Annotated in this window: 14 protein-coding genes; 9 read left to right on the top strand and 5 right to left on the bottom strand. The window is 67.3% G+C overall.

The window, feature by feature from the left end; translation table 11 throughout:
- Positions 1 to 14 precede the first annotated feature (14 nt).
- Both AC4AMJ_RS04800 and AC4AMJ_RS04795 read right to left on the bottom strand, forming a co-directional pair.
- A complete protein-coding gene (locus tag AC4AMJ_RS04800) occupies positions 15 to 1,349 on the bottom strand; it encodes an MFS transporter (RefSeq protein ID WP_489918373.1) in 1,335 nt (444 codons plus the stop codon).
- A gap of 86 nt (positions 1,350 to 1,435) precedes the next feature.
- Positions 1,436 to 2,644, bottom strand: a complete 1,209-nt coding sequence (locus tag AC4AMJ_RS04795; protein ID WP_489917395.1) for a Gfo/Idh/MocA family protein — start codon at positions 2,642 to 2,644, stop codon at positions 1,436 to 1,438.
- Positions 2,645 to 2,832: 188 nt separating this feature from the next.
- On the opposite strand from AC4AMJ_RS04795, the gene iolC reads away from it, so the two are divergent.
- The 6 genes from iolC (at position 2,833) to AC4AMJ_RS04765 (ending at position 10,896) form a co-directional block, all read left to right on the top strand.
- A complete protein-coding gene (gene iolC, locus AC4AMJ_RS04790; RefSeq protein WP_489896708.1) occupies positions 2,833 to 3,819 on the top strand; it encodes a 5-dehydro-2-deoxygluconokinase in 987 nt (328 codons plus the stop codon).
- Positions 3,812 to 4,753: a Cgl0159 family (beta/alpha)8-fold protein gene (locus tag AC4AMJ_RS04785; RefSeq protein ID WP_489917394.1), complete on the top strand. Its 942-nt coding sequence runs from the start codon at positions 3,812 to 3,814 to the stop codon at positions 4,751 to 4,753. The genes iolC and AC4AMJ_RS04785 overlap by 8 nt, the downstream gene beginning before the upstream one ends.
- A 12-nt stretch (positions 4,754 to 4,765) precedes the next feature.
- The gene (iolB, locus tag AC4AMJ_RS04780; protein WP_489917393.1) at positions 4,766 to 5,641 is read left to right on the top strand and encodes a 5-deoxy-glucuronate isomerase; all 876 of its coding nucleotides are present in this window, start codon (positions 4,766 to 4,768) and stop codon (positions 5,639 to 5,641) included.
- A gap of 298 nt (positions 5,642 to 5,939) precedes the next feature.
- Positions 5,940 to 7,943, top strand: coding sequence for a 3D-(3,5/4)-trihydroxycyclohexane-1,2-dione acylhydrolase (decyclizing) (gene iolD, locus AC4AMJ_RS04775; RefSeq protein ID WP_489917392.1), 2,004 nt, complete (start codon positions 5,940 to 5,942; stop codon positions 7,941 to 7,943).
- On the top strand, positions 7,940 to 9,001 hold the full coding sequence (locus tag AC4AMJ_RS04770) for a Gfo/Idh/MocA family protein (RefSeq protein ID WP_489896712.1): 1,062 nt from the start codon (positions 7,940 to 7,942) through the stop codon (positions 8,999 to 9,001). The genes iolD and AC4AMJ_RS04770 overlap by 4 nt, the downstream gene beginning before the upstream one ends.
- Before the next feature lie 371 nt (positions 9,002 to 9,372).
- A complete protein-coding gene (locus AC4AMJ_RS04765) occupies positions 9,373 to 10,896 on the top strand; it encodes a CoA-acylating methylmalonate-semialdehyde dehydrogenase (protein ID WP_489917391.1) in 1,524 nt (507 codons plus the stop codon).
- A gap of 136 nt (positions 10,897 to 11,032) precedes the next feature.
- Here AC4AMJ_RS04765 and AC4AMJ_RS04760 read toward each other — a convergent pair whose 3' ends face one another.
- A complete protein-coding gene (locus tag AC4AMJ_RS04760) occupies positions 11,033 to 11,218 on the bottom strand; it encodes a hypothetical protein (RefSeq protein WP_489917390.1) in 186 nt (61 codons plus the stop codon).
- A gap of 28 nt (positions 11,219 to 11,246) precedes the next feature.
- Positions 11,247 to 12,263, bottom strand: a complete 1,017-nt coding sequence (locus AC4AMJ_RS04755; protein ID WP_489896715.1) for a Gfo/Idh/MocA family protein — start codon at positions 12,261 to 12,263, stop codon at positions 11,247 to 11,249.
- Between the two features lie 196 nt (positions 12,264 to 12,459).
- Between AC4AMJ_RS04755 and AC4AMJ_RS04750 the strand changes: the two genes are divergently transcribed.
- Positions 12,460 to 13,917 (top strand): sugar porter family MFS transporter, encoded by a 1,458-nt coding sequence (locus tag AC4AMJ_RS04750; protein ID WP_489917389.1) that lies wholly within the window; start codon positions 12,460 to 12,462, stop codon positions 13,915 to 13,917.
- A gap of 29 nt (positions 13,918 to 13,946) precedes the next feature.
- Here the strand turns inward: AC4AMJ_RS04750 and AC4AMJ_RS04745 are convergent, their stop codons facing one another.
- Entirely contained in the window at positions 13,947 to 14,936 is a 990-nt protein-coding gene (locus AC4AMJ_RS04745) for a LacI family DNA-binding transcriptional regulator (protein WP_489917388.1), read from the bottom strand.
- A 102-nt stretch (positions 14,937 to 15,038) separates the two neighbouring features.
- Here AC4AMJ_RS04745 and AC4AMJ_RS04740 point away from each other — a divergent pair, with 102 nt between their 5' ends.
- A complete protein-coding gene (locus AC4AMJ_RS04740; protein ID WP_489917387.1) occupies positions 15,039 to 16,106 on the top strand; it encodes a Gfo/Idh/MocA family oxidoreductase in 1,068 nt (355 codons plus the stop codon).
- Positions 16,106 to 16,879, top strand: coding sequence for a TIM barrel protein (locus AC4AMJ_RS04735; RefSeq protein WP_489917386.1), 774 nt, complete (start codon positions 16,106 to 16,108; stop codon positions 16,877 to 16,879). Before AC4AMJ_RS04740 ends, AC4AMJ_RS04735 begins: the two co-directional genes overlap by 1 nt.
- Positions 16,880 to 17,092 lie beyond the last annotated feature (213 nt).

Below are 17,092 nucleotides of genomic sequence, written 5' to 3'. Positions count from 1 at the left end.
CCTAAATACCTATTTCAGGTTGGTCGCACGGCGCGTTCACCGGCTCCGGCGGGCAGACGGGCCGCCCCGTACACACACAGCACCATGAGCGTGGCAAGGACGAGGAACGTCGCCGAGTAAGCGCCGGCCGGTAAAACGGTGACGGCGGCGAACGCCGACACCGCGACCGCGCCGAGCGCGACACCGAAGGCCGACCCCAGCTCCTGGACCGCGGCGTGCACCGCATTCGCGTCGCTGAGTTCGGCCGCGTCGACGTCGGCGAACGCCAGGGTGTTGTAGGCGGAGAAGCCGATCGACCGCAGCGCGCCGGACACCACGAGCACCACCACGATCACCGCCGTCGCGGTACCGGGCCCCAGGACCGCCAGCGCGACGAACGCGACCACGGACACCACCAGATCCACCACCAGCACACGGCGGATACCCCACCGCCGCATCATCGGTGTGGTGAGTGGCTTGATGCCGACGTTGCCGACGAACAGGGCGGTCACCATGGCGCCTGCGGCGACCGGCGACCAGCCGAACTGCAGCTGGAACATCAGTGGCAGCAGGAACGGCACGGCGCTGATCACCAGGCGGTACACCGTCCCGAACCCCACCACCGAGGCGAACGACTGAATGCGCAGCACGTCCAGGTTGAGCAAGGGATGTGGCGAGACCCGCATCCGGCGCACCGCGCCGGCGCCGAGAACAGCTGCGGCGAGGACACACCCGACGATCACCGCCCACCGCGGCGAATCCGCGGCCACCTCCTGAGCGGCGAACATCGCGGCACCGACCGCCAGGGTGGTGAGTGCGACGCCGGCGACATCGAGTCGTCGGCGGCCGGCATGACTCTCGGCCGGACGACACCACAGCGCGGCCGCACCCAGACCGACGACGCCGATCGGGATGTTGATCGCGAAGATCACCCGCCAGTCGGAGTGCGTCACGATCAGACCGCCGATGAGTGGCGCCACCACCGGCGCGATCAGCGCCGGCCAGGTCAGATACGCGATGGCGCGCACCAACTGCGATCGCTGCACGGTCCGCAGCACCGCGAGCCGGCCGACGGGCACCATCATCGCGCCACCCGCCGCCTGCAGCACACGCATCGCGACCAGGGTCGTCAGGTCCGGCGCCAGCGCGCAGCCGGCCGATGCCAGCGTGAACACCGCCCCGGCAACGAGGAAGACCCGTCGCACACCGAAACGATCGGCCACCCACCCGGACAACGGGATCAGAACCGCGAGGGTGATCAGGTACGCGGTCACCACCACGGTCGCGTCCAACGGCCGCACGCCGAGGTCGGCAGCGATGGCCGGCAACGCGGTCGCGACGATGGTGGCGTCGAGGATCTCCATGAACATCGCGCCGGCCCCGAGCAGGGCCAGGGCGTACGGGAAGTCCGCGGGGCCCGGCGTCGCCCCCCGTCGCCGTCTCGCCAAGCCGCCGATCACCTCATCGACGCCGGTGATATCCAGGAAGCCTCTCGCACCGATGTCGTCATCGCGTCCAGCACCTCGGCGCTGCGCACCGCGTCGTCGATCGTGGCGCCGCCGGCCTCGCCGGCGATCGACGCACAGAAGTGTGCCGCCTCGATCACCTTGAGATCGTCGTAGCTCATCGGATTCGCCGCGCCCGGCTGGAAGGCCGCATAGTCACCGCTTCCCGGGCCGACGAATCGCGTCGCGACCGGCATGTCCTGGAAGTTGTCACCCCGACCGACCTCGAGCTCACCCATCCGCCGATAGTCCCACCGGACGACACCGGCCGTGCCGTGGATCTCGAAACCGTACGAGTTCTGCGCCCCGACCGACACCCGGCTGGCCTCCAGCACACAGCGGGCCCCCGACGCCATGCGCATCTGCGCGGACACGTAGTCCTCGTTCTCGACCGGCCCACGTTCGCCGCCGGAGGCGAGCTGATGACCGGAGGTGGCCCCGGTCGGTTTCGGCCGATCCGCGACGAAGATCGCGGTGTCGGCGACCAGGGAGTCGATGTCGCCGAGCAGGAACCACACCAGATCAGCACCGTGTGAGGCGAGATCGCCCAGCACCCCGTTGCCGCCGCGATCCCGCTGGAAACGCCAGCTCAGCGCACCGTCCGGATGAGCCGCATAGTCGCTGAACAGGCGGAACCGGGCGTGGGTGATCTCACCGATCTCGCCTGCGGCGATGAGCTCGCGGGCCGCGGCGACGGCGGGCACGTTGCGATAGTTGAATCCGACGGCGGTGGCCACCCCGGCGTCACGTGCCGCCGCGGCGACCGCACGGGCGTCACCGGCGGTCAAACCGACCGGCTTCTCGATCCACAGGTGCTTGCCCGCGGCAGCGACCGCGACCCCGATCTCGCGATGCAGGAAGTTCGGCGCCGTCACGCTGACCGCACCGATGGTCGGATCCGCGACGACCTCGCGCCAGTCGGCGACGGTCGACGGAACGTCGAACTGGGCGGCGGCCTCGGCAGCGCGGTCGGTGACCTCGTCGGCGATGACCATCAGTCGCGGCACCGGCCTGATGTGCGGATAGTGGTGACGCAGGCGCGCATAGGCCTGCGCGTGCGCGCGACCCATCCAACCGAAACCGATGATGCCCACCGGCAGGACGACGCCGGCCTTCTCGTGTGTGTCGAAGCCGGCGGCAGTAGCGGTGTCCGCTGTCATCTGAGAGTCCTTTCAACGAGGGCCTATGACCCCTGTGATCCGTGACACTCACTATGCCAGGTAAGAATGTCAGGACAAAGTCTTGACTTTGGGATGTGAACTGACGCACAGTGGATGCCAGTGGATACGAAGGCCCGACGTCAGACCGCAGGGCCCCCACCTGTCCAACCACCAGCAGGGAGCAGTACGTGACCGCACAACACGAGACACCCACATTCGATGTGCTGGCCATCGGCCGCAGCGGTGTCGACATCTACCCACAACAGATCGGTGTCGGCCTCGAAGAGGTCACCAGCTTCGGCAAGTTCCTCGGCGGCAGCGCGGCGAACGTGACGGTGGCGGCGGCCCGGCTGGGACATACCAGCGCGCTGATCTCCGGCGTTGGCGACGACCCGTTCGGCCGGTACGTTCGCGGCGAGCTCGAGCGTCTCGGCGTCGACAACCGTTATGTGGGCATCGACGACGTGTACGCCACCCCGGTGACCTTCTGCGAGATCTTCCCGCCGGACGACTTCCCGCTCTATTTCTATCGGAAGCCGACCGCCCCGGATCTGCAGATCGAGGTCGCCGACGTCGACGTCACGGCAGTGCACGATGCCCGGCTGTATTGGTCGACTGTCACCGGACTGTCCGAGGAGCCGTCGCGCAGCGCGCACTTCGCCGCGTGGGAAGCCCGCGGTCGGCAGTCGCTGACGGTTCTGGACCTCGACTACCGCCCGATGTTCTGGTCCACCCCCGAAGCCGCCACCGAGCAGGTCCGGCGCGCCCTCGCCCATGTCACCGTCGCGGTGGGCAACAAGGAGGAGTGCGAGATCGCCGTCGGTGAGACCGACCCGCATGCGGCGGCCGACGCACTGCTCGACCTCGGCGTCGAACTGGCCATCGTCAAGCAGGGCCCGCGCGGCGTGCTCGGCAAGACCCGCTCGGAGACCGTCGAGGTCGCGCCGATCCCGGTGGATGTCGTCAACGGCCTCGGCGCCGGCGACAGCTTCGGCGGAAGCCTGTGCCACGGACTGCTCGAGGGCTGGCCGCTGGAGAAGATCCTCCGCCACGCCAATGCGGCGGGTTCGATCGTCGCCGGTCGACTCGAATGCTCGACCGCCATGCCCACCGCCGACGAGGTCTCCGCACTCGCCGAATCCGCCACGAACGCACAGGAGAAGATCAATGTCTGAGGTCGCCACGAAGGCGGGCCGTTCGGGAACGACCATCGGTCCCAACGGCATCACCGCACCGACCTGCACGACCTACGCCGAGGTCACCGCTGTGCGCGCCACCCACCCGGGGGCGATCGCCGAGGCCTGGGCGCGACGCCGACGACGCTCGACCGTCACCGGCACCGACCGGCTCATGATCGTCGCCGCCGACCACCCGGCGCGTGGCGCGCTGGCGGTCGGATCGAACCCCACCGCGATGAACAGCCGCTCCGATCTGCTGGATCGGTTGCGCACCGCGCTGGCCAACCCCGGCGTCGACGGTGTGCTCGCGACCTCCGACATCCTCGACGACCTGCTGCTGCTCGGCGCGCTCGAGGACAAGGTGGTGTTCTCGTCGATGAACCGCGGCGGGCTCGCCGGCGCATCGTTCGAACTCGATGACCGGATGACCGCCGCCACCGCGAAGTGGACGATCGACTCGGGTCTCAACGGCGCCAAGATGCTGTGCCGTGTCGATCTCGCCGATCCCGGAACGCTGAACATGATGACCGCATGCGCCGCGGCCGTCGACGAACTCGCCGCCGGCCGGTCGATCGCGATGCTGGAACCGTTCCTGTCCTCGCGGGTCGACGGCAAGGTCCGCAACGACCTGAGCGCCGACGCCGTCATCAAGTCAATGCACATCGTCCAAGGCCTCGGTTCGACCTCGGCTTACACCTGGCTGAAGCTGCCGGTGGTCGACGAGATGGAGCGCGTCATGGACGCCACCACCCTCCCGACGCTGTTGCTGGGCGGTGACCCGCAGACCGCCCCCGACGAGACCTTCGCGAGTTGGGAACGTGCCCTGCGTATTCCGTCGGTGCGCGGCCTCATCGTGGGACGCACGCTGCTCTATCCGGGCGACGACGATGTGGCCACCGCGGTCGACACCGCGGTGAACCTGGTGAGCTGAGAGGAGACAGAGGTGAACTCGAAGTACTACATACCCGCCGGCTCGGGTACCGCGCCCCTGACGGTCGACGTCACACCCGAATCGGCCGGCTGGACCGAGTCGTCGCTGTTCGTCGTCGAACTCGGTGCCGGTGAGTCGATCACCCGCGACTCGGGCGACGACGAGATCATCGTCGTACCGTTGTCCGGGTCGGCCACGGTGTTCTCCCGTGGGCTGTCCTTCCGCCTCGAAGGTCGCGCAAGCGTTTTCGACGGGCCGAGCGACTTCGCCTACGTCGGTCGCGATTCGGAGTTCACCGTCAGCAGCGAGGCCGGCGGGCGGTTCGCCCTGTGCGGCGCCCGCGCGAAGAAACGGTTGCCGTTCCGCTATGTCCCGGCGGCCGACGTCGCCGTCGAACTGCGCGGAGCCGGGAACTGCAGCCGCCAGGTACACAACTTCGGCACCGCCGACGCGTTCGAGGCCGATTCGGTCATCGCCTGTGAGGTCATCACCCCTGGCGGGAACTGGTCGAGCTACCCGTCACACAAGCACGACGAGAACTCCGAGGTGGAGTCGCAGCTCGAGGAGATCTACTACTTCGAGATCGATCAGGGAGCCGATGGCTCATCAGGATTCGGCTATCACCGGGTCTACGGCACCCCCGAGCGTCCGATCGAGGTGCTCGAGGAGGTGCGCAGCGGCGACGTCGTCCTGGTGCCGCACGGATACCACGGCCCGTCCATCGCCGCGCCCGGTTACCACATGTACTACCTGAACGTGATGGCCGGCCCCGGCGACGAACGCGCCTGGAAGATCTGCGACGACCCCGCCCACACCTGGCTGCGCGGCAGCTGGGAACACCAGGAAGTCGATCCGCGACTTCCGCTGCACGAGAAGCAGTCCCGCTGATGGATCTCGATACGCCACTCGCAAGCTCGCGGCTACTCGATCAGCGGGAGCACACTCCAGCCCCCATGCCGGCCGAGGGCGCTCCTCCGCTGATCGAGTAGCCCGAGGCTCTCCTCCCGCTGATCGAGTAGCCCGAGGCGCTCCTCCGCTGATCGAGTAGCCCGAGGCTCTCCTCCCGCTGATCGAGTAGCCCGAGGCGCTCCTCCGCTGATCGAGTAGCCCGAGGCGCCAGCCGAGGGCGTATCGAGATCCCGCACCCACCCCGAACACCCACCCCACCGACCAGAAAGAAGCCATCGTGGCACCGATCAATTCCGGACGCGTCGGCGGCGTCACCGGCGTCCGCACCCCCCACGGTGAACCGACCGTCCGTCTCACTGTCGCCCAGGCGACCGTGCGTTTCCTCGCCAACCAGTATGTCGAGCGTGACGGGGAACGGTCCAAGTTCTTCGCCGGCTGCTTCGGCATCTTCGGACACGGCAATGTCGCCGGCCTCGGTCAGGCGTTGTTGCAGAACGAGATCGACGATGTGAACAGTGGCCGCGAGCTGTCACTGAAGTACGTGCTCGGCCGCAACGAGCAGGCCATGGTGCACTCCGCCGTCGGCTACGCCCGCATGAAGGACCGGCTGCAGGCGTGGGCCGTGACCGCCTCGGTCGGGCCCGGCGCGACCAACATGCTGACCGGAGCCGCCCTCGCGACGATCAACCGGTTGCCCGTGCTGCTGCTGCCGGCCGACACCTTCGCCACCCGCGCCACCTCCCCGGTGTTGCAGGAACTCGAGCTCCCGTCATCCGGCGACGTCACCGTGAACGACGCGTTCAAGCCGGTGTCCCGCTACTTCGATCGGGTCTGGCGCCCCGAGCAGTTGCCCGGCGCCCTGCTCGGCGCGATGCGCGTCCTCACCGACCCGGTCGAGACCGGCGCCGCCACCGTCGCCATCCCCCAGGATGTGCAGGCCGAGGCCTTCGACTTCCCGGAATCGTTGTTCGCCGAACGCACCTGGCATGTCGCCCGCCCGCTGCCGGAGCGCCGCGTCATCGCCGAGGCCGCCGAGATCATCGCCTCGGCCAAGCGACCGCTGATCGTCGCCGGCGGTGGCGTGATCTACAGCCACGCCACCGACGCACTCGCCCGCTTCTGTGAACGCACCGGAATCCCGGTCGGCCAGAGTCAGGCCGGTAAGGGCTCACTGCCCTACGATCATCCGCAGTCCGTCGGCGCCATCGGCTCGACCGGCACCACCGCCGCCAACGCGTTGGCCGCCGACGCGGACGTGGTGATCGGCATCGGTACCCGCTACAGCGACTTCACCACCGCATCGCGTACCGCCTTCACCGGCGAGGACGTCCGGTTCGTGAACATCAATGTGGCATCCCTGGATTCGGTCAAGCACAGCGGCTACAGCGTGGTCGCCGATGCCCGCGAATCCATCGAGGCACTCGACGATCTGCTCTCCGAGTACTCGGTCGATCCCACCTACCGCGAGCGTGTCGGAGTGCTCGCACAGGAGTGGGACGACATCGTCGAGCAGGCCTACTCCCCGACCTCGGTCGGCACCAACATCGCCACCGGCGACGAGGCGCTGACCCAGGGTGCGGTCATCGGGCTGGTCAACGAGACCTCCGATCCACGCGATGTCGTCGTCTGCGCGGCCGGTTCCATGCCTGGTGACCTGCACAAGCTCTGGCGCACCCGCGATTCGAAGGGCTATCACGTCGAATACGGCTACTCGTGCATGGGCTACGAGGTCGCCGGTGGTCTCGGCGTCAAGATGGCCTGCCCCGACCGCGACGTCTTCGTCATGGTCGGTGACGGTTCGTACCTCATGATGGCGACCGAACTGGTGACCGCGGTTCAGGAGAACCTCAAGGTCATCGTGATCCTGGTGCAGAATCACGGCTTCGCGTCGATCGGTTCGCTGTCGGAATCGCTCGGTTCACAGCGATTCGGCACCAACTACCGCTACCGCGGCGAGAACGGCCGACTCGAGGGCGCCACGCTGCCGATCGACCTCGCGGCCAACGCGGCGTCACTCGGCGCCGACGTCATCCGGGCCGGCACCGCAGCCGAGTTCACCGACGCGATCAAGGCCGCGAAAGCCGCCGAGCGCACCACGGTCATCCACGTGGAGACCGACCCGCTGATCGGAGCACCTGACAGCGAATCCTGGTGGGACGTACCGGTGTCGGAGACCTCCACACTGGAGTCCACACAGCAGGCGTACGACGTCTACGAACAATGGAAGGCCGTGCAGCGGCCGTACCTCAACCCGACCGAGAACAACGGAGGAGACCAATGACCACGGATCTGCGCATCGCCGTCCTCGGCGTCGGCATGATGGGCGCCGACCACGTCGCCCGCATCACCGAGCGCACCAAGGGCGCCACCGTGACGGTGCTCAACGACTACTTCCCGGAGAAGGCCGAGGAACTCGCCGCCACCATTCCGGGTTGCCGGGTGATCAACGATCCGCTCGACGCGATCGCCGATCCGGACGTCGACGCGGTCATTCTCGCCACCCCGGGTCCCACGCATGAGAAGCAACTGCTCGCGTGTCTCGAGGCCGGCAAACCGGTGATGTGCGAGAAGCCGCTGACCACCGACGTCGCCACCTCGCTCGAGGTCGTCAAGCGTGAAGCCGAGCTGGGCCGCAAGCTCATCCAGGTCGGTTTCATGCGTCGCTTCGATCACGAGTACGAGCAGCTCAAGGGACTCATCGACGATGGCACGTTCGGCGAGCCACTGCTGGCGCACTTCGTTCATCGTAATCCGGCGGTACCGCCGAGCTTCGACAGTTCGATGATCGTCAAGGACTCCCTGGTCCACGAGGTCGACGCGACGCGGTTCTTCTTCGACGAGGAGATCACCTCGGTGCAGATCATTGCGCCGGGCGCCAACCCGAATGCCCCGCAGGGCCTGAAGGATCCGCAGATCGCGATCTTCACCACCGAATCGGGTCGCCACGTGGATGTCGAGTGCTTCGTCACCACCGGCGTCGCCTACGAGGTGCGCACCGAACTCGTCGGCGAACTCGGCTCGGCGTTCATCGGTCTCGATCAGGGTCTGATCCGCAAGCAGCGCAACCCCGTTCAGGCCGACACCGGGGACGGACGCAAGGTCGCCGGGATCTGGGGCGGTGACATCACGCCGTCGTTCGTCGAGCGGTTCGGTGTCGCCTATGACGTCGAGATCCAGCGCTGGGTCAACGCGGTTCGACGCGGCGACAACGTCGACGGTCCGGGAGCCTGGGATGGCTACGCCGCCGCAGCTGTCTGCGCGGCCGGCGTGAAGGCCCTCGAGACCGGCCAACCGCAGACCGTCGAGATGGTCTCGCGCACTTCGATTCCGGGAGCCTGAGAAGCAATCCCAAGTCGAAGAATTCCGCGGCCCCCGGCTGGTCGAGTAGTTCCGAGCCGCCCCAACCGCTGGTCGAGTAGATCCGAGCCGCCCCAACCGCTGGTCGAGTAGATCCGAGCCGCCAGGCGAGGAACGAATCGAGACCACCCGCAGCAGGTCTCGATACGCCACTCACTCCGTTCGCGACTACTCGACCGACAGAAAACAACCACCAGTCGAGTAAACGCAACCCCCACCCCCGCCCCAACCGCTGGTCGAGTAGATCCGAGCCGCCAGGCGAAGAACGAATCGAGACCACCCCCACCAGGTCTCGATACGCCACTCACTCCGTTCGCGGCTACTCGACCAGCGAGTGAACACAGGAGAACACAATGTCCACAACCACCATCACCCACTGGGTCAACAACAAGGCCTACCCCGGCACCAGCAGCAAGACCGCGCCGGTCACCAACCCCGCTACCGGCAAGGTCACCGGCGAGGTGTCGTTGGCCAACCTCGAGGACGCCCGCGCAGTCATCGACGCCGCCACCGCCGCATTCCCCGCGTGGCGCGACACCAGCCTGGCCAAGCGCAGCGCGGTGCTGTTCAAGTTCCGCGAGCTGCTCAACGAGCGCAAGGGCGAGCTGGCCGAGATCATCACCGCAGAGCACGGCAAGGTCGTCTCCGACGCCCTCGGCGAGGTCTCGCGCGGCCAGGAGGTCGTCGAGTTCGCCTGCGGTATACCGCATCTGCTCAAAGGTGGGTTCACCGAGAACGCCTCAACCAAGGTCGACGTCTTCTCGATCCGCCAGCCGCTGGGCCCGGTCGGCATCATCAGCCCGTTCAACTTCCCCGCCATGGTGCCGATGTGGTTCTTCCCCATCGCCATCGCTGCCGGCAACACCGTCGTCCTCAAGCCGTCCGAGAAGGACCCCACAGCCTCGCTGTGGCTGGCCGAGCTGTGGAGGGAAGCCGGTCTTCCCGAAGGCGTGTTCAACGTCCTGCAGGGCGACAAGCTCGCCGTCGACGAGCTGCTGGAGAACAAGGCCATCAAGTCGATCAGCTTCGTCGGCTCCACCCCGATCGCCCAGTACGTTTACGCCACCGGCACCGCCAACGGCAAGCGCGTCCAGGCCCTCGGCGGCGCGAAGAACCACGCCATCGTGCTCCCGGATGCCGATCTCGACCTGGCCGCCGACGCCATGGTCAACGCAGGCTTCGGTTCCGCCGGTGAGCGCTGCATGGCGATCTCGGCGTGTGTCGCGGTCGGTTCGGTTGCCGACGAGCTCGTTGCGAAGATCGCCGAGCGCGCCAAGACGATCAAGACCGGCGACGGCACCAAGAACTCCGACATGGGACCGCTGGTCACCAAGGCCCACCGCGACAAGGTCAAGTCCTACGTCGACGCCGGCGAGAAGGATGGTGCCACCCTGGTGCTCGACGGTCGTGGTGTGGAGGTAGATGGTGGCGGGGCGAGCGAAGCGACGGGTGATTACACGGACGGGTTCTGGCTCGGACCCACCCTGATCGACAACGTCACCACCGACATGAGCGTCTACACGGACGAGATCTTCGGACCCGTGCTCTCCGTCGTTCGCGTCGACACCTATGACGAGGCCCTGGAGTTGATCAACTCCAACCCGTACGGCAACGGCACCGCCATCTTCACCAACGACGGTGGCGCCGCCCGACGCTTCCAGAACGAGGTCGAGGTCGGCATGGTGGGCATCAACGTCCCCATCCCGGTTCCCATGGCCTACTACAGCTTCGGCGGCTGGAAGAACTCGCTGTTCGGCGACACCCACGCCCACGGCACCGAAGGAGTCAACTTCTACACCCGCGGCAAGGCCATCACCAGCCGGTGGCTCGACCCGTCACATGGCGGCCTGAACCTGGGCTTCCCCCAGAACGCCTGAGTCCGGACGCACGAACACGCATTACTCCCACTTACACGTGATGCTTCGCGTGTGAGTGGGAGTTTCGCGTGTGTCTCGCTCGGTCCATCCTCGAGCACGGCGAGCCGGGCGACATGCGAGGGCCTGTTCGCCCCGGTCAGCTCAAACCATACGAACCGAATCTCGGTTCCTCCTCGGGGATGCTGCCCCGAGCCCTCCACTCCGCACGCAGTCGGTCGATGGTGCGACGTTCGCGTTGATTGATCGTGGCCATGACGGCGATCATCACCAAGAGAAACCCGAGTACACCGCCGAACCAGGTGGCGATGTCGGCTGTCGTCATGGTGACGAAGACTACTCGCTGCGTGCCCTCACGGCGCGACGGTCGCTCCCGTCTCGGCACTGCGTCGCGCTGCGTCGAGCACCTCGAGGACCGCGACACCTTCGCGGGCCGGGACCGGCTGCGGCGCATCGTGGTCCACCGCTTCGGCGAACTGCCGGTAGAACTCGTCGTAGCGCCCCTGCGCCGACGGCACGGTCTCGACCCCTTTCGCGGTGTGCAGCAACCCGAGCCGGTCAGAACGCTCATAGCCCCACGAGTCCGGATCGTCGGCCGGACGCAGGCCCTGTTTGATCTGATCGGTCTGCACGTCGGTACCGTCGCTGACGTAGGTCCCGTCGGAACCGTAGATGCGCCACTGCCGAGCGGACACATGATTGATCTTGCTGGCGCTGACCGTCGAGAACACTCCGCTCGTGTGCGTCATGGATACGACGAACCCGCAGTCGGTGCGCCCTTCGACCTGATCGACCCAGTCGAGATGCGCGGACACCGCCGCGACCGGCCCGAACAACCTGAGCACCTGATCGACGAGATGTGCCCCCAGATCGCGCAACAGCCCGCCACTCGGCCCGGCCTCGAGGGTTCCCGGCTCGTTCAGGTCGAACCGTGACTCGCAGCGCCAGATGTCGCCGATCCTCGGTAGCACCTCCGTGATCGTCGCGAAGTCGGTGTCCCACCGTCGGTTGTGGAACACGCTGAGCAGCACACCCGCCGATTCGGCCGCCTCGACCAGATCGCGCCCGGCCGCCGCGGTTGGGGCGAACGGTTTGTCGGCGATCACGTGGACACCGCGGTTCACCGCCTCCAGCACCAGCTCGCGGCGAGTGTCCGGTGGCGTCGTGATCGTCACCGCATCCACGCCCGCATCCAGCAGCTCGCCGAGCGAATCGAAGGTCGCCACGTCGCCGAGGTCCGCCGCCACCTCGCTGCGGCGCCCGGGATTGCGCGTGACGACACCGGCGAGCTCGATCCCACGCACCGCCCGGATGTACGGAGCGTGGAACAGACGACCACCGACGCCGTAACCGACCAGACCGAGTCGCATGAGATTCTCCCTGTTTGTAATGACATATATGATTTGCCGATCGTGCAGATCAGCGCCCTATTGCAGCGACGAGCTGTGCAATTCCCTAATGCGAAGCCTTGACAGATTGTCAGGACATTATGACACTATCGGAGATAACAGCCCGTGACCACCATCACTCACACGGGCACGATGTAACCCGACACCAGGAGTTGCCATGTCAACTGCCGAGAGTTCGCAACTGACCCGAGAACGGGTCGCGCTACCACCCCTCGGGACGGGCCCCTTCCGTCGACGCCTTCACGCGGTGGCGCTGATCGCAACGCTCGGCGGCCTGCTCTTCGGCTACGACACCGGCGTCATCAACGGCGCGCTCGAACCGATGAAGACCGACCTCGGGCTGACCGCGTTCACCGAGGGCGTGGTGACCAGTTCACTGCTGTTCGCCGCTGCATTCGGCGCCATGATCGGTGGACGGCTCTCCGACACGTGGGGTCGACGCAAATCCATCGTCCTGCTTGCCGTCTTCTTCCTGATCGGCGCGATCACGTGCGTCTTCGCACCGGGCTTCGGCGTGATGGTCCTCGGTCGCGTCGTGTTGGGCCTCGCCGTCGGCGCGGCGTCGACTGTCGTACCGGTCTACCTCGCCGAGCTCGCGCCGTACGAGATCCGCGGATCACTCGCCGGCCGCAACGAGGTCATGATCGTCGTCGGCCAGCTCGCCGCCTTCGTCGTCAACGCGATCATCGGCAACGTCTGGGGTGAGCACGAAGGCGTCTGGCGCATCATGCTGGCCGTCGCCGCACTGCCCGCGGTGTGCCTCATGGTCGGCATGCTGCGTGTACCGGAATCACCGCGTTGGCTGATCTCGCAGGGACGGCGCGGCGAGGCCCTGGAGGTCCTGTCCACCATCCGGACCCGGCAACGCGCGCAGGCCGAGGTCGACATGATCACCGAGATCTCCGAGATGGAGAAGACCCGTGTCCACGGCAGTTGGTCGGCGTTGCGCGACAGCAGGTGGGTTCGTCGCATCATCCTCGTCGGCATCGGTCTGGGCGTCGCACAACAGCTCACCGGCATCAACTCGATCATGTACTACGGCCAGTCGGTGCTGAAGGAGGCCGGCTTCGACTCCAACGCCGCCCTGATCGCCAACATCGCGCCCGGCGTCATCGCGGTCGTCGGATCCATCACGGCACTCTGGCTGGCCCAGCACATGAACCGGCGCACCACACTGTTGATCGGTTACAGCCTGACCACCGTGTGCCATTTCCTCATCGGCATCGCGTCGGTTCTGCTTCCTGTCGGTAATCCGCTGCGACCGTACGTGATCCTCATCCTGGTCGTCTTGTTCGTCGGCTCGATGCAGACCTTCCTCAACGTCGCCACCTGGGTGCTGCTCTCGGAGATCTTCCCGTTGCAGATCCGCGGACTCGCGATCGGCATCTCGGTGTTCTGCCTGTGGATGGCGAATGCCTTCCTGGGCCTGTTCTTCCCCACGCTCGTCAACGCGATCGGCATCACCGGGACGTTCTTCATGTTCGGTGTGATCGGCCTGTTCGCACTCGTCTTCGTCTACACCCAGGCACCGGAGACCCGCGGCCGCACCCTCGAGGAGGTCGAAGACGACGTGACGACCGGAGCGATCTACACGCACCACCTGCGCGCGAAGTAGCGCACCGAACGTTGGCGAGCGTCCGGCCACTACCGGCGCGCGGTGGTACTCCGCACGACGAGCCGCGGCCCTCGCACGACCGCCGGCGGCTCGCCCCCCTCGATCATCGCCAGCGCCCCGCGGACCGCGTCGGTGGCCATCTCCTGCGCGTCCTGCGACACCGTGGTCAGTGGCACCCGGAGCCGTGCCGCGACACGAGCGTCGTCGTAACCCATCACCGAGATGTCCTCGGGCACGCGGAGGCCCGCGCCGATGATCGAGTCGATCACGCCGATGGCGCAGTCGTCGTTGAAGGCGAGGACGGCAGTGGGCGGCCGTCCGGTGAGTACCTCGCTCATGGCGCGCGCTCCGTCGATCTGCCCGAGCCCGCCGCGGACCACCCTGCCATCGAATCCGTGCCGTGCCATCGCCTCGCGGAAGCCGTCACGTCGCTCGGCGGCACCGGGGGCGTCGGCCCCGTCGATGTGAACGATCTGCTCGTGCCCGAGACCGACGAGGTGCTCGACGCCGAGGCCGATACCCGCCGTGTCATCACTGCGGACATATCCGACCCCGGGAGCCTCGACGGATCGCGCGACGACGACGACCGGCAATCGGGTGGCCACCGTCGCGAACTCGGCGTCGGCGAGCCGCGGGCCGAGCAGAATCGCCGCCTCACAGCGCTCGCGCAGCACGGTGTCCAACGCCCGCGACTCCGACCGACTCGGCGCGACGGCACTGATCACCACTTCGTAGTCGGCCTCGTCGGCCGCCGCGTAGATCGCCTCGACCAGGTCCCCGTGGAACGGCTCGCGTAACTCGAAGGTGACACCGAGCAGCCGCGACGACGCCTGCCGCAACTTCCGTGCCCGCTGGTCGGGGACGTAACCCATCTCGTCGGCGATCCGCAGCACCCGTTCGCGGGTATCCTCACTCGCGCCCGGGACACCCCGCATGACGATCGACACCAGGGCCTTCGACACTCCTGCCGCGCGCGCGACATCGATGAGCGTCGTGCGCCCGCCCGCCTTCTCGGCCATCCCAGTCCCCTTGACCCGTTGTGAGCTGTCGCACTACTCTAGCCTAGAACGTTCTACTAGAACGTTCTAGTCGCCCTTACACCACCTGATCGGACTCTCCACATGACGACATCGCGCTCCGTCGCCGCGGCCACGGCGGCCGCCCACGTTCCATCGGCACCCGTACGGATCGCCACGATCGGCGCCGGCCGCATCGGCAGCAACCACACCGAACTCGTGGCGCGGCACGTCCCCGATGCGGTGGTGGCCGCTGTCGCCGATCCGGTCGACGGCGCTGCCGAACGCCTGGCCGACACTGTCGGAGCCGGCTTCGCCACCACCGACATCGACGACGTGCTCGCGTCTCCCGACGTCGACGCTGTCCTGATCACGGCCCCCGCGCGAAGCCACAGTGATCTGGTCTGCCGCGCGGCCTCCGCGGGCAAACATGTCTTCTGCGAGAAGCCGATGGCCGTGACCCTCGACGAGGCCGACCGGGCCATCGCCGAAGCCGACGCGGCGGGCATTGTTCTGCAGGTCGGCTTCAACCGGCGGTTCGCACCGGGATTCGCCGCCGCCCGTCGCGCCGTCGACGACGGCCGAGTCGGAACGCCGCAACTACTGCGGTCGCTGACCCGCGATCCCGGCCCCTGGCAGGTCGATCCGGCCCGTGTCCCCCAGTGGACGATCTTTCTCGAAACCTTGATCCACGATTTCGACACGCTCTGCTTCCTCAACCCCGGCGCGCGACCGGTGGCGGTGCACGCCTTCGCCGACGCCCTGATCCGGCCGGATGCCCGCGGGACCGGCCATCTGGACACGGCCGTCGTGACGATCACCTTCGACAACGGCGCGATCGCCACCGCCGAGGCCAGCTTCTCCGCGCTCTACGGGTACGACGTCCGCGGTGAGGTCTTCGGGTCGGCAGGCTTGGCCACCGCCGGCGATGGACGTACCACCGACATGACCTTCTACGGCGCCGGCGGCGTCGAGATCGACACGGCCCGACGCGACACGGTCCTGCTGCACAGCGCTTATGTCGGCGAACTGACGGCGTTCGTCGACGCGGTCCGCGACGGCACGCCCGCCGTCGTCGGTGGCGCCGATGCCCGCACCGCGCTGCAGATCGCGCTGGCCGCAATCCGCAGCGTCGAGACCGGCGCCACCGTTTCGATCGACGAGGTGCGCTGATGAGCTACCGACTCGCCGCCAGCGCCGAGATGCTTTATCTCGAACGCCCTTTCATCGATCGAGTCCGAGCCATCCACGAGCGCGGACTGTCCGTCGAGATCTGGGACTGGTCGACCAAGGACATCGATGGCCTCGTCGCCTCCGGCGCCGACTTCGTGTCGATGACCGGTTATCTCCGCGGGGATCTCACCGACGAGGACGGCATCGCGGAGTTCCTCACGACAGCCGAGGAGTCGTTGAAAGTGGCTGCGCGGCTGGATTGTCCGAGCCTCAACGTGCACGGCACCGGCCTCGGTCCCGAAGGCCTGCCGGACAAGCCCGTCGAGGTGGTCACCCCGACGATGTGGTTGACTGCCGCCGACACGCTGACGCGCCTCGCGGAGCTCGGTGAGCGACACGGGCGGGTGTTCACCCTGGAGAACCTCAACCTCGCCGTCGACCACCCCGGCACGCCGTTCGCCACCGCCGCCGACACCATGGCGCTGGTCCGAGCCGTCGACTCCCCGCACCTGCGGATGAACCTGGACCTTTACCACGCGCAGATCGGCGAGGGGAACCTGATCGAACTCTGCCGCGCCGCACTGCCGTTCGTCGGTGAGATCCAGGTCGCCGACGTTCCCGGGAGATGCGAGCCGGGCACCGGCGAGATCAACTATCCCGCGATCGCCAAGGTACTCGGGGAGATCGGCTACGACGGGGTCATCGGCCTCGAAGGATGGGCCAGCTCGGATCCGGACGCCGCGCTGGACGCGTTCACGGCGGCGTTCGGCTGAGGGCGAGTTCATGACCGCTCGGGTGTCGGGACCGGGGACGGCCGTTGGGGACCCTCGAACGAACCCGACTCGATGCAGCTGTCGAATTGGCCGGGCGCAAGCTCGCCGTCGGCCCGACTGTCAAAGCGCTCGAATCGGTGGGCGGCAGCAAGTCCGAGTCCGCCGAGTAATCAGGCGGACGACGCTGTACCGGCGACTGCGGCAGTTCGGCCT

It is taken from the genome of Gordonia sp. LMA484, from assembly GCF_058129505.1.
Note: the sequence above shows the minus strand (reverse complement) of the source record. Positions and strands in the feature narration are given on the sequence as shown.